The 22106-nt window shown below is 34.6% G+C and carries 22 protein-coding genes; 12 read left to right on the forward strand and 10 right to left on the reverse strand.

The window, feature by feature from the left end; genetic code table 11:
• Positions 1–44: 44 nt before the first annotated feature.
• The 6 genes from AC13DP_RS11745 to AC13DP_RS11770 all read right to left on the reverse strand — a co-directional run bounded on the left by AC13DP_RS11745 (position 45) and on the right by AC13DP_RS11770 (position 6510).
• Positions 45–797: an NUDIX hydrolase gene (locus tag AC13DP_RS11745; protein ID WP_013071321.1), complete on the reverse strand. Its 753-nt coding sequence runs from the start codon at positions 795–797 to the stop codon at positions 45–47.
• Between the two features lie 704 nt (positions 798–1501).
• A complete protein-coding gene (locus AC13DP_RS11750) occupies positions 1502–3043 on the reverse strand; it encodes a hypothetical protein (RefSeq protein WP_483067864.1) in 1542 nt (513 codons plus the stop codon).
• A 16-nt stretch (positions 3044–3059) separates the two neighbouring features.
• The gene (locus AC13DP_RS11755) at positions 3060–3740 is read right to left on the reverse strand and encodes a hypothetical protein (RefSeq protein WP_013071323.1); all 681 of its coding nucleotides are present in this window, start codon (positions 3738–3740) and stop codon (positions 3060–3062) included.
• Between the two features lie 275 nt (positions 3741–4015).
• Positions 4016–4399 (reverse strand): SMU1112c/YaeR family gloxylase I-like metalloprotein, encoded by a 384-nt coding sequence (gene gloA2, locus AC13DP_RS11760; protein ID WP_013071324.1) that lies wholly within the window; start codon positions 4397–4399, stop codon positions 4016–4018.
• Complete coding sequence (gene eutC / locus AC13DP_RS11765; protein WP_013071325.1) at positions 4392–5147, reverse strand: ethanolamine ammonia-lyase subunit EutC; 756 nt, start codon at positions 5145–5147, stop codon at positions 4392–4394. The genes gloA2 and eutC overlap by 8 nt, the downstream gene beginning before the upstream one ends.
• On the reverse strand, positions 5140–6510 hold the full coding sequence (locus tag AC13DP_RS11770) for an ethanolamine ammonia-lyase subunit EutB (RefSeq protein ID WP_013071326.1): 1371 nt from the start codon (positions 6508–6510) through the stop codon (positions 5140–5142). The genes eutC and AC13DP_RS11770 overlap by 8 nt, the downstream gene beginning before the upstream one ends.
• Positions 6511–6856: 346 nt before the next feature.
• On the opposite strand from AC13DP_RS11770, the gene AC13DP_RS11775 reads away from it, so the two are divergent.
• The 4 genes from AC13DP_RS11775 to AC13DP_RS11790 all read left to right on the forward strand — a co-directional run bounded on the left by AC13DP_RS11775 (position 6857) and on the right by AC13DP_RS11790 (position 10518).
• Complete coding sequence (locus AC13DP_RS11775; protein WP_013071327.1) at positions 6857–8362, forward strand: MltF family protein; 1506 nt, start codon at positions 6857–6859, stop codon at positions 8360–8362.
• Between the two features lie 94 nt (positions 8363–8456).
• Positions 8457–8873 carry an organic hydroperoxide resistance protein gene (locus AC13DP_RS11780; protein ID WP_013071328.1) on the forward strand — a complete coding sequence of 139 codons (417 nt, stop codon included), beginning with the start codon at positions 8457–8459 and terminating at the stop codon, positions 8871–8873.
• A gap of 153 nt (positions 8874–9026) precedes the next feature.
• Positions 9027–9467 carry a MarR family winged helix-turn-helix transcriptional regulator gene (locus tag AC13DP_RS11785; protein WP_013071329.1) on the forward strand — a complete coding sequence of 147 codons (441 nt, stop codon included), beginning with the start codon at positions 9027–9029 and terminating at the stop codon, positions 9465–9467.
• Between the two features lie 226 nt (positions 9468–9693).
• The gene (locus AC13DP_RS11790; protein WP_013071330.1) at positions 9694–10518 is read left to right on the forward strand and encodes a sugar phosphate isomerase/epimerase family protein; all 825 of its coding nucleotides are present in this window, start codon (positions 9694–9696) and stop codon (positions 10516–10518) included.
• A gap of 32 nt (positions 10519–10550) precedes the next feature.
• On the opposite strand, the gene AC13DP_RS11795 is transcribed toward AC13DP_RS11790, so the two are convergent.
• Together AC13DP_RS11795 and AC13DP_RS11800 are read right to left on the reverse strand one after the other, a co-directional pair.
• Positions 10551–11027, reverse strand: a complete 477-nt coding sequence (locus AC13DP_RS11795; RefSeq protein WP_013071331.1) for a nucleoside deaminase — start codon at positions 11025–11027, stop codon at positions 10551–10553.
• Between the two features lie 299 nt (positions 11028–11326).
• Positions 11327–11737, reverse strand: a complete 411-nt coding sequence (locus tag AC13DP_RS11800; protein WP_013071332.1) for a hypothetical protein — start codon at positions 11735–11737, stop codon at positions 11327–11329.
• A 317-nt stretch (positions 11738–12054) separates the two neighbouring features.
• Here AC13DP_RS11800 and pyrR point away from each other — a divergent pair, with 317 nt between their 5' ends.
• The 8 genes from pyrR to AC13DP_RS11840 all read left to right on the forward strand — a co-directional run bounded on the left by pyrR (position 12055) and on the right by AC13DP_RS11840 (position 19252).
• A complete protein-coding gene (gene pyrR / locus AC13DP_RS11805; RefSeq protein WP_013071333.1) occupies positions 12055–12594 on the forward strand; it encodes a bifunctional pyr operon transcriptional regulator/uracil phosphoribosyltransferase PyrR in 540 nt (179 codons plus the stop codon).
• Positions 12595–12602: 8 nt separating this feature from the next.
• Positions 12603–13532, forward strand: coding sequence for an aspartate carbamoyltransferase catalytic subunit (locus tag AC13DP_RS11810; protein WP_483067865.1), 930 nt, complete (start codon positions 12603–12605; stop codon positions 13530–13532).
• 44 nt (positions 13533–13576) lie between these two features.
• On the forward strand, positions 13577–13909 hold the full coding sequence (locus AC13DP_RS11815; protein ID WP_483067866.1) for a ribonuclease Z: 333 nt from the start codon (positions 13577–13579) through the stop codon (positions 13907–13909).
• Between the two features lie 47 nt (positions 13910–13956).
• Positions 13957–14862, forward strand: coding sequence for a ribonuclease Z (locus tag AC13DP_RS11820; RefSeq protein WP_483067867.1), 906 nt, complete (start codon positions 13957–13959; stop codon positions 14860–14862).
• A gap of 246 nt (positions 14863–15108) precedes the next feature.
• The gene (pdxH, locus tag AC13DP_RS11825) at positions 15109–15753 is read left to right on the forward strand and encodes a pyridoxamine 5'-phosphate oxidase (RefSeq protein WP_228251049.1); all 645 of its coding nucleotides are present in this window, start codon (positions 15109–15111) and stop codon (positions 15751–15753) included.
• A gap of 2 nt (positions 15754–15755) precedes the next feature.
• On the forward strand, positions 15756–16256 hold the full coding sequence (locus AC13DP_RS11830; protein WP_013071338.1) for a SixA phosphatase family protein: 501 nt from the start codon (positions 15756–15758) through the stop codon (positions 16254–16256).
• 3 nt (positions 16257–16259) lie between these two features.
• Positions 16260–18368 (forward strand): polyphosphate kinase 1, encoded by a 2109-nt coding sequence (gene ppk1, locus AC13DP_RS11835; protein ID WP_013071339.1) that lies wholly within the window; start codon positions 16260–16262, stop codon positions 18366–18368.
• Entirely contained in the window at positions 18365–19252 is an 888-nt protein-coding gene (locus AC13DP_RS11840; RefSeq protein WP_013071340.1) for a Ppx/GppA phosphatase family protein, read from the forward strand. The genes ppk1 and AC13DP_RS11840 overlap by 4 nt, the downstream gene beginning before the upstream one ends.
• Before the next feature lie 62 nt (positions 19253–19314).
• Here the strand turns inward: AC13DP_RS11840 and AC13DP_RS11845 are convergent, their stop codons facing one another.
• On the reverse strand, positions 19315–19896 hold the full coding sequence (locus tag AC13DP_RS11845; RefSeq protein ID WP_483067868.1) for a MiaE family protein: 582 nt from the start codon (positions 19894–19896) through the stop codon (positions 19315–19317).
• 2 nt (positions 19897–19898) lie between these two features.
• A complete protein-coding gene (locus AC13DP_RS11850) occupies positions 19899–21770 on the reverse strand; it encodes a DNA polymerase III subunit gamma/tau (protein WP_483067869.1) in 1872 nt (623 codons plus the stop codon).
• Between the last annotated feature and the right edge of the window lie 336 nt (positions 21771–22106).

The raw sequence follows: 22106 nt of genomic DNA on the forward strand, positions 1-22106 counted from the left end.
TTTATTGTTGGTTATTGGCGTACTACGTTAATAATACCTTAATTTTACCAGGCTTCTTTGAACCCGTTTTCTAAAGCTTCATTATAAACCTCCAAATTGAAAGTATATAAATTAGGAGCTTTATGTGCCCCTCCTTTACGGGTTTCTTTTAATTTTTTCAGGATGCCGTATTTAGTCATTTTACGATAAAAATTACCACGATTAAGCGATTTGTCCAGAATTATCTCGTATAGTTTCTGCAGCTCAGGCATAGTAAATTTTTCAGGCAACAGATTTAATCCTACCGGACGGTAATTAAGCCCTTTCCGGAGCTCTAATAACGCAGTATTAAATATTTCTTCATGGTCCATCATAAGATTAGGGAGCTCATGGACATTTTTCCATTCAGAAGCATCAGATAATTCATCAACTTTAGGATCTACTTTTGCAAAATTTGTTAGCGCATAATATCCTACCGAAACAAATCGTTGTTTTTGCCACAGATCATCCGGATAGCCTTCAAAGAAATATTCACTTCGGTTTAGTCTACCAAAAGTTTTAAATTGATTGAGATAGATTTGTTTTGCTCCGGTTCGTTGTTCCAGAATTCTGTGGGCACCTTCATCCAGGTTTTCATTTTTCCATAAATAGCCTCCCGGTAGAGACCACTCATCTTTCCCCTTTAATTTAACTAGCAAGACTTTTAGCGAAGAAGTATCAAAACCAAAAACAACGCAATCGATAGAAATACTTGGTAAACTTTTTTCTTTGTTTAATTTTGAATATTTATCTAAAATACCAGCTAATTCTGATTTCATTCTAATCTGTTTAATTCTCAAAATTACATTTAGATTTTTATTAATCAAACTTTAATTTTCATAAAACCTGATATTTAATAAAAAAACAGGATAATTTAATTTCTAAAAATTCTAAATTCTTAAAATAGTATCTTATTCTTTTTAATGTTATTAATCAATTAGAGATAGGTTTCATGACCTCTTAATTTTTGCTCTATAGCCATGATATAAATGTGCGCTTCAGTTTAGTTCAATAGTCGTAATTAAAAGCTTTAATCCTTTACTAATAGAAAGCAGAGATTGCGCTGCAACGACATCAAAAATAATGTTCTACTAAAAGGTTTATTTGCGTACCCACAAATAACTTATTTTGACAGGGTTTAAATCAACTCGAAATAGCTTAAACAAACTTGGAGCGTGTAATGCGATTTTAATAATTATCTAAATCATTTGTTTGTGGCTTGATCGTATTATTAATTTCATCTTTTATTTTAAGGGTTTTATCGATAATGTCTTAATTTATATAAGAAAAGTTTTCTTTATTGAATGTAATATTTTAATATTGTTGTTAGATGAAGCAATGGTTTTTTCATCTTATAATATCATTCATTTTTTGGTTAGGTTGGTATGATATTAGAAACTGGTTAGTTGTAAAAAGGGATGCATTGCATCCCTTTTTTAGTACTTTCCATATCACTGAAATCAATTTGAATTTTCTTCTCCTTTTAAAAATTGATCTCATCACATAACTCACTATCGACATCGAACTGATAATTTTTTGAGCTTATATATTCTTCATAAGTATAGGTTTTTCCATCGAATTGAATCTGGAATTCGTAAGTGTTTCCAGCTTCCATTTCATAAGATTGTAGTTTTAGATCTTTTATCACACCGTTTATCCATTCTGTTTCTCCTTGTTTACGGTACTTAATAGGATAACTTGCTATATTAAGTTCCACATCTTCACAGGGGATGTTAATGGTGATCTCTACTAGTTCACTATCTGGTTCGGGCATCTCAATGGCAGGTGATTCTCCACAAGAAATATCACTTATAGTTAATGATTCACCAGACGCATAGAGTTTAAGGTTTATCTTATCGCCTATACCATTATATGGAACTTTATTTATTCCAGGAACGAGATTTTGCTCAATAATTTTATAGGTTCTGGTTTCAATACTGCCAGTAATTTCTAATTCAATCTTTGCCTGAATATTGGACTCAGTTGGATTATTGATTTCAAAAATATCTGAACAAACCGGTAATTCAGCCACGATAGAATAATCTGTTAAATGATCTGTATCAAAATTTACGAATAACTCATCACCAGATCCAGAAATAGTAACCTCTTTTTCAAATACCCATGTATCCTTTTCTAATTCATAACTATATAAAGATAATTGATCACCAATCTTCACTTGGTTCCCGGTATTAGGATTGTATAAGTTTTTATCAATTTCCATGTTGACTTTTATCGATTGACTAAAATCTTTAACCTCTTGATTTCCAATGTACATGTTGATAGAGGTATAGCTCATAGGTAAGAATGATTTGTCCGCCCTGGAACCATTTTTTAAAACAGATTGATTGGTAAAGCCACCAGGAAAGATTTTAGATAGTTTTACTGTATTGGCATCCATATCGATAACTTCCACATTTAAAAGGCTGCCGGATAATAACTCTCCACTACCATTTAAAAATTCTGTTCCTGCTTTAACTTCAATAGTACCGTCTGTTTGCTTAGAAGACTTTTTACCAAAACGTATAGTTTTATTTTCTTTTAATTGGCTTCCGGATAGTTCGGCATTATCGCTTACCGTACTAATACCTTCGGTTTCCCTGGTTTTGTGGAGTAAATATACCGGCATCTGTACGGTTTTATTATTTTCGGTAAAATTAATTTTCAATTTCGCGGTTTGATACCCAGGGGCCGAAGCAATAAAATCAAAACTTTTAATCTCATTAGGAGATTGTGGCCTATCTGCAGGATTCAGTATAAGTGTTATGCTGCCTTCAGATAAATTGTAGTTCTTTTTTCCGGCAGAGTTTAGTATAGATGTCCCATAATCTGCTGCGGGGACTAAGGTAATATTATTTGGATAAGTACCATCTTCTAAATCTTTAATCTCAATTTGAGCGGTATACTCTAAAAAGTTTACATCAAGGCCAAGTTTAAAATCATCTGCAATTTCGTTTGGCGTCTTCTCGCATGCTGTAGGAATTATAGTTACAGCAATCAGCATCATTAGTAAAAATATTTTTTTCATCTTTTAAAGGATTTAATTAAATTCTAACGGATAATCTTAAGTTTAAGAATGGGAACCACCTATAATCTCTAATATCTTCCTGGAGTGACACCGCCTGATTGGCAGTAGGGGCAAGCATTCCAGTAGCTGTAATATCTACTTTAGGTTCAGGAAGATAGAAACTTCCGGCTTCAAAGGACACTCCAAATTTATTTTTAGGTACTGCTCTACCAAAGCCTAAACCTAAGTATGGAGCGAAACCATTATAATCCAACGTAAGCTCCAAATCACCAATTTCTTCTGGTCCCAATATAATCTCACCATATTCTAAAGTGCCGTCATAGGTAGCCAGTGCATTCGTTTTTCCATCGCTAAAATGAGCTGCACCTCCAATGACTTTAAAACTGCTGGATTTAAATGGCAAATATTCTAAGCTAAGATCGAATTCTAAAAAACGGGTATCTGCAGTCACATTAAGATTTGCATCATCAACCTCGATCTCCTGAACAAAATCTTTTATACTAAGGATATTACCCCTAAGCCTAAGGTTAAAATGTTGGGATAAATTTCTGGCTATTTCAAGTCCGCCACCTAAAGTTGAGCCATTTAAAGCTATAGCAAATTTATTGCTATAGTTTGATTCAGTAACTCCCTGACCAAAACAGGTGCAAGAAATACACAGTAAAGCAAAATAAAATAAGTTTCTTTTTATCGACATCGTCCAGTTTCTTAAGACTTACCTTAAAGAATTTAAGATAAAATTAATATTTGCAAATTTATACATTTATCTATCAAATATACCTTTTGTCGGATTTTTTATTGATTTAAGCTAATTTATGTGTCATTAATGTTATTTTTCCATATAAATTGTAGGAAAAATCTTTATTGATAAGTCTTAAAGAAAGAAAAATTAGAATCTTAGTTTTGTTGATAGTCTAAACATCCTAAATTTAAGAATGATTTCTATTGAAACTTTAAGTCTAAAAAAGCAGTTTATTCTTCATAAAGTTCTAAAGGTAAATCATCCGGATCGCTAAAGAAAGTGAATTTTTTCCCTGTTTGTGGATCCATACGAATATCTTCAGTTTTGATTCCTTTTGAATTTAATTTTAAAATCATATTTGCGAGATCATCTACTGCAAAGGCAAGGTGCCGTAACCCCAGAGCTTCCGGATGGCTTGGACGTTTTGGTGAATTTGGAAAAGAAAATAACTCGATGATGTATTCCCCATTCAAAGCTAAATCTAATTTGTAAGAATCCCGCTCTTTACGATACACTTCGCGTATAATCTCTAATTCCAGAATTTCGCTATAAAATTTTTTTGAAGCTGGATAATCAGAACAAATTATAGCAATGTGATGAACAGATTTAAGCATGATCGATTTTGTGGTTTTTCAAGTTAGATTTTAAAGATACACCACTAATTTTTTTCGCGAACGATTCATTAATTAAAAACTCCAAAAGATTTGTAGCATCTGTTATACCCATTCCATCGCTATGAATATTAGAAATACAGTTTCTTCTTTCATCTGTAGTACCACTCTTAGGCAGGTAAGTAGTATAAATGCCTAAACTTTTTGGGCTCGATAAACCGGGACGCTCCCCAATAAAAGTAGCAGTAAATTTTGCATTTAGCTTTTCTGCGATTTCGTCACCAATAGCTACTCGACCATTCTGCACGATACTCATCGCGATGGAATATTTGTCCTTTAACTTCGGAAGTAATTTTTCGATAATTTTTGGGCTTTGCAGGGTAGCCTCAGGTGATAAACCATCAACAATATTAAAGATAATATCAAATTCTAAAGTTTTTTCAATTTTAGATGATGCCAAAAGCTTTCCTAAATCCGGACGTTTTAAATATTCTTCACGATCTTTTGCCTTACTTTTAAAATGGAAAATTTTTAAGTCGAAATTCTTTAACTCTGATTCAATTTTTACAATTTCAAATTCCTTGTAAATCGCATCCCGAGCTTTGGCATGATCTAACTGAAATTGTAAAACATGCTTTAACGATTGGCTTCCTCCGGTATTTCCAAGCGCGATACGTGCCTTAGAAAGCTTGCGTAGCTGAGTATAAGGATCTTCTTGGAGCTCACTTTTATATATTTTTGGTTTATCCATTACTTATGAGTTTATGAGATTCATTTAAGCGCTGGCGATTTCCCTGTTTATCAAAAATACCCATTTTTAACAGCCATTTTTCGAATTCTGGTGCCGGTCGTTTATTCAAAACCTTCCTAAGGTACATCGCATCATGAAAAGAGGTGCTTTGGTAATTCAGCATTACATCATCAGCTCCTGGAACCCCCATTATATAATTGCAACCGGCCACACCTAGAAGCGTTAATAAAGAATCCATATCATCCTGATCGGCTTCTGCATGGTTGGTATAACATACGTCACAACCCATAGGCAGTCCCATCATTTTTCCGCAAAAATGGTCCTCTAAAGCTGCACGCGTAATTTGCTTTGCATCATATAAATATTCTGGCCCAATAAAGCCAACTACAGTATTTACTAAAAGAGGACTATATTTTCTTGCCACAGCATAAGCTCTAACTTCGCAAGTTTGCTGATCTACACCATGGTGTGCATTTGCAGAAAGTTCAGATCCCTGACCGGTTTCAAAATACATTATATTATTTCCTATTGTTCCCCTATTTAGCTGTAATCCCGCATCATAGGCTTCCTGAAGCATATTTAGATTAATCCCGAAAGACTCGTTTGCTTTTTGAGTCCCACCAATCGACTGAAAAATAAGGTCTACAGGTGCTTTTTCGATAATCTCCATGGTGGTGGTAATATGACTTAAAATGCAGGTTTGTGTTGGAATTTCGTATTGTTGTCTAAAATTGTCCAGTAGTTTTAATAATTCTGACACGGCCTTTGGGCTATCCGTAGCAGGGTTGATGCCAATTACCGCATCACCACAGCCATAAAGTAATCCGTCAATCGTACTCGCAGCAATCGCCTTTGGATCATCAATAGGATTATTGGGTTGCAATCGAACCGAAAACCGATCTTTTAAGCCGAGTGTATTCCTGAATTTTGTTATCACTTCACATTTTTGGGCCACTTTTATAAGGTCCTGATTACGCATTAATTTAGAAACGGCTGCGACCATTTCCGGGGCTAATCCAGGGGAAATATCTTTTAAAATTGTAGGAGTGGCCTCATAACTTAGCAACCAATCCCTAAACTCTCCAACACTAAATGCAGAAATGGGATAGAAAGCTTCAGCGTTATGATCGTTCATAATTAAGCGGGTAACTTCATCTTCAGCATAAGGAATAATAGGATTTTCCAGAAATACCTTTAGCGGTAGATCACTTAAAACATATTGCGCGGCAACCCGTTCTTTATTGTCCTTTGCAGCAATCCCGGCCAGGACATCACCAGATCGTTCAGGACTGGCTTTGGCCAATAAAGTTTTTAAATCTTTAAAATTGTAAGTGATGTTATTGATACTGAACTTATATTCCATAAACTAAATTTAACTTGATAATAGAGCATAATTCTCATGTCACATACAGCCCCATGATTAGCCGGATGGGATCGGGACCCAAAAAAATGGCAAACATTTTCTCCAAAACCCCTAAGAACAAGCTTTTAGGTTTATCTGAAATTTAGTAAAAACCTGAATAGAAGTTAGCTTAGCGAATATTAATTTATATAAAAAACTAGTATTTTGATATTTATGAATTTAAGTGGGGATCTTATTGTCAAATTATAAATCTTAAGTCCTATTTTTTGCTGTTCACGTTTCTTATCCGGTTTCTTATTTTTTAAAGTTAATTTAATTGGTTATATTACAGGAAATCAATTGTTTAATGATTCAACTTTTACATAAATTTTCTTTATATTTTATTTTTAAAAAGTTTTTCGTACTACTTTTTCTTTTTAGTTGTTTTGTAAGCTGTTCTGAAAAAAAGAATCTGAACGATGGAGCTGAAATTACTCCAAAACTGTACTCTAAAGATCTTTCAGCTATTAAAGAAGATGGTAAGCTAACGGTCATTACCATTTATAATTCTACCAGTTATTTTTTATATCGAGGGAAACCTATGGGCTTTGAATACGAATTGGTAAAAAAACTCGCTGATCATTTAGAACTTGAATTAGATATCAAAGTTGCTAAAGATATGGATCATTTGTTCGATATGTTAAATGCGGGTGTGGGCGATTTAATAGCCTTTGGACTCTCTGTTACCGAAGACCGTAAAAAGATAGTCAATTTTACCGAATATCACTATTTAACACATCAGGTATTGGTGCAACGCCGGCCTGAAAATTGGCGTAGATTACCCATGTACAAGATCAAAAAGCATACAATTAACGATCCTATTGAAATGATCGGGAAAACGGTGCACGTACGTAAAAATTCTTCCTATTACGAACGCTTAGAGAACCTGGAAAATGAGATTGGTGGGCAAATTGATATTCAACTGGTTTCGGGAAATAAAACCACCGAGGATATTATAAAAATGGTTGTGGATGGTGAAATAGATTATACCGTTTCAGATTATAATATTGCCGCCATTAATCAAACTTACAATCCAATTTTAGATATCGATACAGAGATTAGCTTCTCGCAACGTATCGCTTGGTCGGTTCGTAAAAACTCACCTGAATTGTTGGCTGAGATTAATTCCTGGCTAAGAAATATTAAAAAGAAAGATTTTTATTACGTCGTGTACAACAAGTATTTTAAGAACAAAAAATCGTACCGTCGACGTATAAAAAGTGAATTTTATAGTAAAAATCAGGGAAAAATCAGTCAGTATGATGCTATTGTAAAAAATAATGTCGAGCGTTTAGGATGGGATTGGCGACTACTGAGTTCACAAATCTTCCAGGAATCACGCTTTCAGCCAAATGAAAATTCCTGGGCTGGCGCTGGTGGTTTAATGCAATTAATGCCGGCAACGGCAGAAGAATTAGGGGTGAAAAATATTACCAATCCTTCAGAAAATATTCGTGGTGGTACACAATATTTAAAGAAATTAATTCAAAATTTTACCAAAGTCGAAGATAGCATTCAGAAGATAAAATTCACTTTAGCTGCATATAATTGTGGTTTGGGACATGTTCGCGACGCGCAACGCTTAACCAAGGCTTCTGGCGAGGATCCGTACGTATGGGACGATAACGTAGAAGATTATTTACTGAAATTGAGTTCCAGAGAATTTTTTAGCCGGCCTGAAGTAAAATATGGATTTGTAAGAGGTAGGGAACCTTATTTATATGTAAAGGAAATTTTCCTTCGGTATGAGCATTATAAAACACTTATTCCTTTTAAAACACCCGATTCCACTTCTCAGTTGGTTTCAAATTAAATAGATTTTAAGTAATTTTTTATTTCGAATAATCTTTATTTGAATATATTTGTATCGTAAACGATTTAATCGTAAAAGATAAAATATTTTAATTATGAAAACACAATATCAAACAACAGTTTCAGCCACAGGAGGAAGAAACGGACATGTGAAAAGCGAAGATGGACTTATAGATTTTGACATTTTAATGCCCAAAGAATTAGGGGGAAAAGGCGGAACTACAAATCCAGAACAATTATTTGCAGCAGGTTATGCAGCTTGTTTCGATAGCGCTTTAAATATGGTTATCGGTAAAGCTAAGGTGAAGCCAGAAAAAGAAACTACTGTAACTGCAATAGTAGGGATTGGCCCAAATAATGAAGGTGGCTTTCAATTAGCGGTAAAACTTAGCATAGAAATTCCTGGAGTAGAGAAGGAGAAAGCACAAGAATTGGTAGAAAAGGCACACCAGGTTTGTCCTTATTCTAACGCTACCCGCGGAAATATAGAAGTTGAATTAGAAGTTATTTAATTCCACATAGCGGAATAATTGCCTGGTTACAGCCTGGGACAGTTGATTTCGATGTTAAAAATTACTGAATTCTCTTTTTGCTTATTGCAAAAAGGGAATTTTTATTACTTTCAATAATGTAAAAGGCTGTGAACATTTAAAAATTGCGGAAGGATGAATGAGAAATATGAAAATTTAAAACTTGATAACCAACTTTGTTTTCCATTGTATACAGCTTCAAGATTGGTCATTCAGAGGTATCAACCAATGTTGAAGGATTTAGACCTTACCTATCCGCAATATCTGGTATTAATGGTACTTTGGGAAAAAGATGAGGTGAATTTAAGTGTGATAGCAGAAAAACTTCAGTTACAATCCAATACCTTAACGCCACTTTTAAAACGACTTCAGCAACGTGGATTTTTAGACCGTAAACGCTCTGAATCTGATGAAAGAAATATCGTAATTACGCTAACTGATCAAGGGAAAAAGCTAAAAGACCAGGCCTGTAATGTGCCAAAGCTATTGTCTGAGCAACTTCCATTGGCAGCAGAAGAAGCCAAAGAATTGTATCGAATATTATACAAAATGATTGATAAAATGAACAAAAAATAGTTTCAGTATACTTTTACCGAACGTGTTCTTCTGCAGAAAACCTATTCTTTTTTATCGGTTTTACTCATTTCAGTGATGCCTTTTTTTGAGCCTCTATGTTCATAGTTTTAGTAGTTGAAAAAAAGTCTGGACTTTAAATATGTTAATCATGATTACTAGAATTAACTAGAATCTAACAGCATTTTTTAACAATAGAGCTTACCTTTATTCAGTAAAAAAGAATAGAATGAGCAAGTTGGGGGTTTGTTCCTGGATATTAGGAATATCAGATATCAATGCGTTGATGGAAAAAGTCAAAATGCTGGGACTGGATGGGGTACAGCTTAATGGTGACTGGAGTGACTATAATGCGAAGGAAGTAATTGAAGCCGCAGATCTTTTTGATCTGGAGATTTTTGCTATAGATCCTTTTGACTCGGTCCCTCCAGCCCAAGGACAGGCGAATGCTGAAACTGCTATAGCTTTTTACAAAAACATTATTGATTTTGCAGTGCAGGTGAAAGCTTCCTGGGTAAACCTTCAGGGCCTAGCTAAGTGGACTGTTAACTGTAAAGATCCTAAGGAGTCTTGGGAAATGCTGGTGCATTGTTGTAAAACTCTGGATGCCTATGCACAACTAAAAAAAGTAAAAATAGCTTACGAATGTGTTAACCGATACGAATCGCCAATGATCCATACAGCACAAAAGGCTATGGAATTAATAAAAGCGGTGGGGCATCGCAATTTTGGGTTAATCTTGAATAGTTTTCATATGCATATTGAAGAACCAGATCCTTTAGAAGCGTTAAGAAAATCTGAGAAGCTATTATTTAGCTATCAAATTTCTGATTCCAATAGATCGGGAATCGGAAGAGGACAGGTAGATTTTGTTAAACATCATGGCGTATTAGAAGAAATAGGTTTTGACGGTCCCATAATTATTGAAGTGGTTTTACCCGAATTAGTGCCTGGCAATACGCCAAAAACAGCATTGGAAAGAGAACGCTTAGATGAAGAAATTAGGCGAAGTATAAGAGTATGGGAAAATTTAAAAGAAAAGCCCCATATTTAAAAATTTAAATTTTGAAATAAAAAAACCGAATCTTAATAATCGATTCGGTTTTCTTTTCTATCCCATTTCTCAAAAACAGGTAATCCTTCCTCCCGCAGAATATTTACAAAAGGTACTTTTCTATTTTCGATGTCCTTATCCAGTTCTTCATAGATAAACTGATCATCAAAACCAATTTTAGCGGCATCACTATGGTTTAAGGCATAAAATACTTTTTTAGGCCTCGCCCAATAGATCGCGCCTAAACACATGGGGCAAGGTTCACAACTAGTATAAAGCACGCAATTTTCTAATTGAAATGTATTTAAATTTTCACATGCTCTCCTTATCGCAGTTATTTCAGCATGGGCGGTAGGATCATTACTGGATGTTACGATATTCCATCCTTCAGCGATAATTTCACCATCTTTAACCACAACTGCACCAAAAGGTCCACCAGCTCCTGTATTCATTCCTTCTTCTGCCAGGGCTATAGCCCTACGCATAAATTTTTTATCGTCCTCTGTCATACTTAGCAATTTTTCCTCAAAATCAAATCTAAATAAAAAAGGAGAGTAAAAGCTTTCTAATATTAGATCTTATGATTTTTATAACTTAAAGGCATCTTTTTTTATTAGAAATGTTTTACACCGTAAAAAAAGAATATAATTTCTAGATTTCGCTGCTTATTGGTATTCCTCAAAAATTATAAATATGTTTTCTAGTTCATACCTCAAATTAATAGGATCTTAATAAGTCTTGGTTTTTAGTTATTGTATTGCAAAGTGTTTTTACAGATGGATTCTTGACGCAATAATTAAAGTTTCTATTACATGAAATTCCTGGCAATAGCCCCAAAGCCGTCTGGTAAATCGATTGCTTTATTAAAAGGAATTATCTGTGATAACTGCTCTTTTTGATCGAGGACCAAAAAATATTCAGTGATCAACTGTGCTAAAAGTATTCGGTGCGATTTGCTAAGATGTGCCGTATTAATTAAAATATAATCGTTTTTTACCTTTAAAGCTTTACTACCAATAGGATTCCAAAGTCCTTTTATAGTGACTTTTTTATTTATGGATCGAAGTTCTTTTAAGAAATTAGAAGCTGTTTCTTCATCATACTTGAGTTGAAGATATTTTTCTATTTCGATGTAATAAAAACTACTTAATAATATTTCATTGGCACGTTTAACAACTCGGGAAAGTTTTCGGTTTCCACCATTGTAAATTAATTTCATTTTTGATTTTTTAGAATTTATGTTTGGTTTAGGTCTAATAATTATTTAAAAAATGAAATAAAATATATAGTATGTTAAGTAATCTTAGGGCTCTAAATTAGGGCTAAAGTTAGGTTATATTTGTCTGTAATTCAATTAAATATTCATTTGTAAATTATTATTGTGATTTATTGAATTTTTACCCTTCAAATTTTTAGTTTAAAAATTAAAAGCCTTGTAATAATTTATTTTTTTGATAAAAACTATGTTCTTATTTGATTCGAAGAATCAAAAAATACCTTATTTTTGCTCTCCGAACCTTCATTTCAACCCAGTATATGAGTCAAAAAGTGCTACTTACCGCTAAAGAAGTACAAATTATTTTGCAACGACTGGCTTGCCAGCTTGTAGAAAATCATTCTGACTTTTCTAATACTGTTCTTATCGGGATACAACCCAGGGGTATATTTTTACTAAATAGACTTCAGGAAATTTTGGAACAGGAATATCAGCTTAAGGATCTTAAAACGGGCCAATTGGATATTACATTCTACAGGGATGATTTCCGCAGAAGCGATAAGCCGTTAGAAGCCAATAAAACAAAAATCGATTTTGTAGTAGAAGATAAGCGTGTGGTTTTTATCGATGATGTTTTATATACCGGTAGAAGCATAAGGGCAGCCCTTACTGCGATTCAATCTTTTGGAAGGCCCAAAGAAATTGAATTGTTAAGTTTTATTGATCGTCGTTTTAGTAGACATTTACCTATTCAGCCAGATTATAATGGTAGACAGGTAGATGCTATAAACGAGGAAAAAGTAAAAGTAAACTGGAAGGAAAATGAAGGCGAAGATATTGTTTACCTTATTTCAAAATAACTAGCGTAATGAACGAATTAAGTGTTAACCACTTACTTGGGATTAAGTACCTGCAAAAATCGGATATTGACTTAATTTTTAATACTGCCGATCATTTTAAAGAAGTTATTAACCGGCCTATTAAAAAAGTCCCATCGTTACGAGATATAACCATAGCCAACTTATTTTTTGAAAATAGTACCAGAACCCGCCTTTCTTTTGAGCTTGCCGAAAAACGTTTAAGTGCTGATACGATTAATTTTTCAGCTGCTTCTTCCTCGGTTAAAAAAGGAGAAACGCTTATTGATACCGTAAATAATATCTTATCGATGAAAGTCGATATGGTGGTTATGAGACATCCTAATCCTGGAGCAGGAATTTTTCTTTCTAAACATGTAAAAGCGAGCATTGTAAATGCAGGGGATGGAGCACATGAGCACCCCACACAAGCCTTGCTGGATTCGTATTCTATACGTGAACGTTTAGGAGAGGTTGCCGGAAAGAATGTGGTGATTGTAGGAGATATTTTGCATAGTCGAGTAGCCCTTTCTAATATTTTTGCTTTAAAATTACAGGGAGCAAACGTAAAAGTTTGCGGACCTAAAACGCTAATTCCAAAATATATTGATTCTTTGGGAGTAGAGGTGGAAACCAATCTTATAAAAGCATTAGAATGGTGCGATGTAGCCAACATGCTTAGGGTTCAAAATGAAAGGATGGATATTAGTTATTTCCCTTCTACCAGAGAATATACGCAACAATTTGGTTTAAATAAGAAAATACTGAATAGTCTAAACAAAGAAATCATTGTAATGCACCCGGGACCGATTAATCGCGGCGTAGAAATTACCAGTGATGTTGCAGACAGTGATCAGGCAATTATTTTGGATCAGGTACAGAATGGTGTTGCGGTAAGGATGGCGGTTATATATTTATTGGCTTCTAAAATCAAGCAATAGATTTTATTTTTTAAATTAGTATTTTATATGACAAAAAGAGGCTAATGAAAATTGAAAAGAAAGAAAATTATCTTTTAATTACCGATGATAAGGATTCTATAACCGATTTTACTTCACGATTAACAACGAATCATCATGAGTTTGAAAATGAAAACGTTGTAATCGATATTCTTAAATATGGTGAAATGGAGTTAGAAGAGTTATTAGGATTTTTAGAACTTTCTACCATACATCGTGCTAACAAAAAATCTTTTGTAATCGTTAATGACGCTATTAACATAGATAAAATCCCAGAAGAATTATTTGTAGTGCCTACCTTAAGAGAAGCCGAAGATGTGATCCAGATGGAAGAGCTGGAGCGAGAGCTTGGCTTTTAAATCTGTCTTTCTAAAACATTGCCGTTTTTCTTTAAAATCCGATTTTAATGAAGCTTGATATTTTAGGCTGTTATGCAGCTACTCCACGTTCTTTGACTAATCCCACCTCGCAGGTTTTAACGATGCAAAATCAAATGTTTTTGATCGATTGCGGTGAAGGTACCCAGGTTCAACTTCGTAAAAATAAGATCAAATTCGGTAAAATCGAACACATATTCATTTCGCATCTGCATGGCGATCATTTTTATGGGCTAATAGGGCTTATCTCTACTTTTATGTTGCTTAACAGGGAAAAGGAGCTTCATGTTTACGGTCCAAAAGGAATAAAAGAAGTGATTTTACTTCAACTTAAATTATCAAAGGCCTGGACACCATATCCCCTTTATTTTCACGAATTAACTTCAACTCAACCAGAAAAAATTTACGAAAACGAAAAGCTTTCCGTAGAAACGATCCCACTTAAGCACAGGGTGTATACCAATGGATTTTTATTTAAGGAAAAACAAGGCGATCGTAAATTATTAGTGGAAGAAGCCCGAAAATATAAAATAGACGTAGCGCTTTTTAAAAGTCTTAAAAAAGGTAAAGATGTAATTTCTGAAGAAGGTAAACTTATAAAAAACGAGCTTGTAACAGAAAGCGGAGATGCCCCTAAAAGTTATGCTTTTTGTAGTGATACAGTTTTTTCTGAAGAAATCATTCCGCAATTATCCAATATTGATGTGCTGTACCACGAATCTACTTTTTTACAGGAGCAGCTTAAATTAACAGATCCTACTAAACATAGCACTGCAATGCAGGCTGCGACGATAGCCAAAGAAGCTAATGTAAAACAACTTATTTTAGGACATTACTCTACTCGATATCCTGATATTAAACTATTTAAAATTGAAGCCGAGCAGGTCTTTCCTAATGTTTTACTGGCTGAAGATGGTAAGACGCTGGAATTTTAATGCGTAATTCAGAGAATTCAATTTTATTTAAAATTATAAGTGATTTACTGAATTTCTATCTGCTTATAGGTAATTAAAAATTGATATAAACATGGTCAATTTTTTTCGGCTTTATTTTTAAAACTTGTAAATTGCAGTAGACAAGAAAAGCTTGTAAATTCTATAGAATATTAAGTAAAAGTGCTCCGAACGAAATTTCTATTAAAGTTTAAAAAACTTTTTTAGGCGAGTTAAAAATATATAACCATGAGTAGGAATCTGCAGGATTATAGACAATCTTATGAAAAAAGTGAATTGTTAGAAAGCAATATTTCTGATAATCCATTCGAATTATTTGAACGATGGTTTAATGAGACCGAAGTGGAAGGCGGTGCAGGAGAAGTAAATGCAATGACGATTGCTACGATAGGCTTAAACGGTTTTCCGAAATCGAGGGTTGTTCTTTTAAAATCGTATGATTCTGAAGGCTTTATTTTCTACACTAATTTTAATTCAGAAAAAGGAAAAGCCATAGCTATTAATCCAAATGTTTGTTTATCATTTTTCTGGCCTTCTACAGAGCGACAGGTAATTATACAGGGAGTAGTGGAAAAGGTTGATGATGAAACGGCGACCGAATATTATCATTCCCGCCCAAGGGGGAGTCAGCTAGGCGCATGGGCATCTCCGCAAAGCTCTGAAATTGCTTCGCGAGAAGTGTTAGAAAATAACTTGGCGCAAGTTGAACTTAAGTATAAAGATCATGAAGTACCTAAACCAGAGAACTGGGGTGGATATATTGTAAAACCTGTAAATATAGAGTTTTGGCAGGGGCGCCAAAATAGATTACACGATCGTATTATTTTTAATAAAGAAGAAGCTCAATGGAACTCTAAACGTTTAGCTCCTTAATTATGAAACGATTAATTGTAGTAAGACATGGTAAATCTTCCTGGAAGCATCAAGTACCGGATGATGAAAGACCTTTGAAAAAGAGAGCACTAAAAGATGCCAAGGCAGTTTTAGGAATTTTTGATACTTTCTTTAAACAGAATATAGATTCCGATTCTGCTATGTTTTGGAGTAGTCCTGCTACAAGAGCCCACGAGACTGCGAAGATCTTCAAAAAAAAATTAGGAATTAAAGATGAAAATTTTCAGGTAAAAAAAGCATTATATACTTTTAATAGCAGGGAACTGAAAAACATTATTTGTTCAGCTCCAAATTCAATAGAAACGCTTGTCGTTTTTTCGCATAATCCCGGGATAACCAATTTGGTAAATGCTATGGGAGATCGCAAATTTGATAATATTCCAACGACCGGCTTGTGTGTTATAGATTTTGAAGATTCTAATTGGGATACTATAACTTCAGGCAAGACCTTACTAACCCTTTTTCCAAAGAATTTACGCTAAAGCATGCAGGAAAATAAATACATCAATCGAGAATTAAGCTGGCTTCAGTTTAACACCCGAGTTTTACAAGAGGCTGAAGATGAAACCGTACCCTTAATAGAAAGACTGCGATTTTTAGGGATTTTTAGTAATAATTTAGATGAGTTTTTTAAAGTTCGTTATGCTACGGTAAAGCGTATCGATCTTGCCGGGAAAGCAGGGAAAAGCGCGCTAGGTGGTATGAAGGCCAGCAAACTTTTGGAAGATATCACTAAGGTTGTTATTAAACAGCAGTCTGAAAGTTTAAAGATTTTAGATAAGATACAACAACGACTACGTGAGGAACATGGCATTTGTGTGATCAATGAAAAAGAAGTGTCTGAATCCCAGCAGAAATTTGTTAAAGATTATTTTCTTTCTCAGGTAAGTCCGGCATTGGTAACCATCGTACTTAACGATTTAGAAGAACTACCTAGTTTAAAAGATAGTGCTGCTTATCTGGCTGTAACGATGGAAATGAAAGCTTCTAAACCGGCAGGTAAAATTTCCAAACTGGTAAAAAGTACTACAAATGAGCGTAAATATGTGCTTATTGAAATTCCACGAAGTATAGAGCGATTTGTGGTTTTACCATCAGAAGATGAAAAAAAATATATTATCATTCTAGACGATTTAATTCGGTATAACTTAAATAGTATCTTCAATATTTTTGAATACGAGACTATTTCTGCCCATATGATTAAAATAACAAGAGATGCCGAATTAGATATTGATAGCGACCTTAGTAAAAGTTTTATCGAAAAGATTTCTGAAAGTGTAAAAGATCGAATTAAGGGGGATCCTGTTCGTTTTGTTTACGATAAAAATATCGATAAGGCAACGCTTAATTATCTTATGAATAAAATGGGCATAGATCATGCAGATAGTATTATTCCCGGCGGGCGTTACCATAATCGCCGTGATTATATGGGGTTTCCAAGATTGGGGAGCAAAGAATTACTTTATGATACTAAAGAAGCACTACCTATTCCCGGTCTGGCATTGCAAACAAGTTTGATACAGGGTACCGGTAAAAAAGATCATATGCTTTATGCACCTTACCAAAGTTTCTCTTATGTGGTTAAATTTTTACGTGAGGCTGCGCTAGATCCAAAAGTAAAAACCATAAAAATTACCATATATCGTTTAGCAAAAATTTCTCACATCGCAAGTTCATTGATTAATGCCGTAAAAAACGGTAAAAAGGTTTTGGTTCAAATAGAGCTTAGAGCACGTTTTGATGAAGCCGCAAACATTAAGTATGCTGAACAAATGCAACGGGAAGGGGTGAAGCTTATTTTTGGGGTACCTGGATTAAAAGTTCACTGTAAGACCTGTGTGATTGAACGTGAAGAAAACAACGGGAAATTAAAAAAATATGGGTTTATAAGTACCGGTAATTTCAATGAGTCCACCTCAAAAATTTATACCGATTATACACTTTTTACAGCAAATCAGGAGATTTTAAAAGAAGTAAATAAGGTTTTCGACTTTTTTGAAACCAATTATAAAGTGAGTAAATACAGGCATCTAATCGTTTCACCACATTATACTCGTGCAGTTTTAACAAAACTCATTCAAAATGAAATCGATAATCAGCTTGAAGGTAAACCTTCAGGGATTAAACTGAAGTTAAACAGTCTTTCAGATTATCCCATGATCGATAAATTATACCAGGCCAGTAGGGCAGGAGTAAAAATTAAATTGATTGTTAGAGGAATTAATTGTTTAATTCCCGGTGTACCAGGAATGAGCGAGAATATAGAAGCGATTAGCGTTGTAGATAAATTTTTGGAACATCCAAGAGTGTATATTTTTGAGAATGCAACGAATCCAAGGGTTTATATTTCTTCGGCCGATTTAATGTCCAGAAACCTGGATAACCGAGTAGAAATTGCTTGTCCTATATACGATAAAGATATAAAACAGGAAGTAATCGATGGCTTTGAAATTAGTTGGAGTGATAATGTAAAAGCGCGCGTTTTTTCAGAAAAACAAAATAATGCTTATCGCAAAAAAACAAAGCCAAGAGTGCGATCTCAGGAAGCGCTTTACGATTATTACTTAAATAAAAACGAAAATTACAGGAAGTGATAGTACAAAAGAATTTTGCAGCGATAGATATAGGATCTAATGCCATTAGATTATTGGTTTCTACCATTACCGAAAAGGAGGGCATGGAAACCAGTTTTAGGAAGACCTCTTTAGTACGCGTGCCCATAAGATTGGGAGCAGACGTTTTTTTAAAACAAAGTATTTCTGAAAATAACCGTGATCGTATGGTAGATGCCATGCATGCTTTTAGCCTGTTAATGAAAGCTCATGGTGTTGAAAAATATAAAGCTTGTGCTACTTCTGCAATGCGAGAGGCAAAAAATGCTGATGAGGTTACTGAAGTTATAAAAAAGAGAACGGGAATAGAAATTGAAATTATCGATGGCTCACATGAAGCTGCCATTATTGCCGCTACAGATTTACATGCATTAATTCAGGATGATCATAATTATCTCTATGTAGATGTTGGTGGGGGAAGTACAGAGTATACACTTTATAGCAATGGAAAATCTATAGCTTCAAGATCTTTTAAAGTAGGTACTGTGCGATTATTAAACGATCTGGTAGAGAACAAAACCTGGCGCGAAATGGAGGCCTGGGTTCGTGAAACCACAAAAGGTTATCCAGATATTAGTCTTATAGGATCTGGAGGGAATATCAATAATATCTTTAAGACCAGCGGTAAAAAAGAAGGAAAGCCATTAAGCCTTGCTTATCTTAAGAAGTATGACGAATTGCTTAATAGTTATACTTATGAGGAAAGGATTATCGAGTTAGATTTAAAGAACGATCGTGCAGATGTAATTATACCTGCCTCAAGAATTTATCTGAATTCTATGAAATGGGCCAGGGCAAATCAAATATATGTGCCTAAAATTGGTTTGGCAGATGGAATAATTAAGTCCATGTACCAGTCTAACTAATACGAAATCAATGATATAAAAATAAAAAGCTGGTGAATTTACCAGCTTTTTTTAATAATTTTTTAACCGTGGATGGTTTCTTTATTTCCTAATCCCTGGATCATTTTACCTTCAAATTCTAAAAGATCGTTCCACTTTTTGTCAACTACTTCACGTTCTCCATATTTTCTGGCAAATTTTAAAAACATTGTATAATGATTTGCTTCGCTAATCATCAAGTTTTTATAAAATTCGGCCAGTTCTTTATCTTCTAGCTTTTCGCTTAATAATCTAAAACGTTCGCAGCTTCTTGCTTCGATTAGTCCGGCGATCAATAATCGGTGGATAAGCTGTGTCTTTCGGCTACCTCCTTTTGGGAAAAACTTTAAAAGCTGAACTACGTATTCGTCCTTACGGTCCCATCCCATCTCGATATTACGCGCTAAAATTTTATCATGAACCATTTTAAAATGTCCCATTTCTTCACGGGATAAGGCAATCATGGCGGTAACAAGTTCAGGGTATTCAGGGTAATTAACAATTAAAGAGATCGCGGTAGATGCTGCTTTTTGCTCACACCAGGCATGATCAATTAAAATTTCTTCAATATTTTTATTGGCGATATCTGCCCATCTGGGATCGGTAGGAAGTTTTAAACCAAGCATAATTATACGTCTAAATCAAAAGTTGTTCGTAATTTATCCAAAAGCGGATTTTTCTCTTTTAGCTTATTGTATTTTTCTATTGGTGTAAATACAAATTTTTTCGCCGTAGTTTCGTTAACATCAATAACCAGCGAGATGGTCGTATTTTTTAATCGGGTTTTTAGAAATCCCATTAATTTATGCTGACCTTTTTCCAGGTCGATTTTCATAGATTCTGCCGGTAATTCTAAATGAATTTCATTTTCATTTTTTAAAGTAGGAAGGTCGGTTTCTAAAATTGAAGCCAGGATTTTCTCTCCCCGCTTCTTCAATTTATGAACATAATCGTCCCAGGCGGCCTGTAACTGTGTTTCAGTAAATTTTCCGGTCATTACCGTCTCACGCTCCGGGGCCTTATCCTTTACCTGAGCTTCGAGTTCTTTTTTCTTTCGAATACTAGCCAAAGACAGTCCGGATACCCGTTCTCTTTTTTCTGTTGTATTAGTAGCAGGATCTACTGATTTTGGTGTTTCGTCGCTCGATAATTCAGATTTATTTTGTTCCGGTACTTCTTTTTCTGCTTCTTCAGTTTTTGGATCAGAAGTGTTGGGAACTTCATTACTAAAATATTGCTGATTGGCGGGTGTAGCTTCTGGAGCACAAGTATCGTTTTCTGTACGATTTTCGACAGAAGGTTGTTGCGCTTCTTTAGGGGGGGGGGCACTTTGCCCGTATTCATTATTTCTGATAATCGATTTTTCCTCTTTGGAGATCGATTTTGCAGGTTGTTCGAAATGAGAAGGGGGAACTATTTTAGGATTGTTGTTTTTTTTTTCTCCGTCGAAAGTGACAGAGGCTATTTGCATTAAGCAGAGTTCTACTAAGAGTCGTTGATTTCGACTGCTTTTATATTTTAAATCACATTCATTCGCCAGATCAATAGCCTGAAGCAAAAATTGCTGAGACGTTTTTTGAGACTGCTCAAAATATTTTGCTTTTGTTTGTTCACCTACTTCCAAAAGCTGGATGGTACGCTGATCTTTACACACCAATAAATCCCTAAAATGCGACGCTAAACCTGCAATAAAGTGATGTCCATCAAAGCCATTAGATAAAATGTCATTAAATAAAATCAGTAATTGCGGGATATTATTATCCAGTAACAAATCGGTTACCTGCATGTAAGTATCATAGTCCAGTACATTCAGGTTTTCAGTAACAGCTTGTCGGGTAAGGTTATTTCCGCTAAAACTTACTACCCGATCATAAATAGAAAGTGCATCACGCATTGCACCATCTGCTTTTTGAGCGATGATTTGCAAAGCATCTTCTTCGGCATTAACACCTTCCTGTTCGGCAATATATTTTAAATAATCTTTGGCATCGGTAACCGTAATTCTTTTGAAATCAAAAATTTGGCAACGCGATAGAATAGTGGGGATAATCTTATGCTTCTCGGTCGTAGCAAGGATAAAAATAGCATGTTTTGGCGGCTCTTCTAAGGTCTTAAGAAATGCATTAAATGCCGAGGTAGATAACATGTGAACCTCATCTATAATATATACTTTATAAGTGCCTACCTGTGGTGGTATTCTTACCTGATCGATAAGGTTACGAATATCATCAACCGAGTTGTTAGAGGCGGCATCGAGTTCAAAAATATTAAAAGCAAAATCTTCATCTGGACTTTGAGTACCGTCCTGATTAATCATTTTGGCTAAAATACGGGCACAAGTTGTTTTTCCCACTCCACGCGGACCGGTAAATAAAAGTGCCTGCGCAAGATGATTGTGAGCAATAGCATTAGCCAAAGTATTGGTAATTGCCTGCTGCCCAACTACATCTTTAAAGGTTTGTGGCCTGTATTTACGCGCCGAAACTACAAAATGCTCCATCTAACAAGTTTGAACGACAAATATAAAAATAGCCTGCTTAACCACGAAGATGTTGACGAGTATTTATAAACAAATCGTGAACTTTATGAACGGCTTTATGAAACAGAATTTAAAAGTAAGAAGTTAGACTATAGAAATACGAGAAGGAAGCTTATGTGGAATGCAATGGGTTTTCTTGAAAATGAGTAATCAATAAACAAACTTTAAACCTTGGACTTTCAAACTTTCCAACCTATAATTTACAACTTTCAGCTCTGAATCCACAATATAAAAAAAGAGGCTTCCCAAAACGATATCCCACCTTCCAATCAGAAAATCCCCGAAATCTTATGGTTA

This window comes from Zunongwangia sp. L-65 (genome assembly GCF_056859415.1).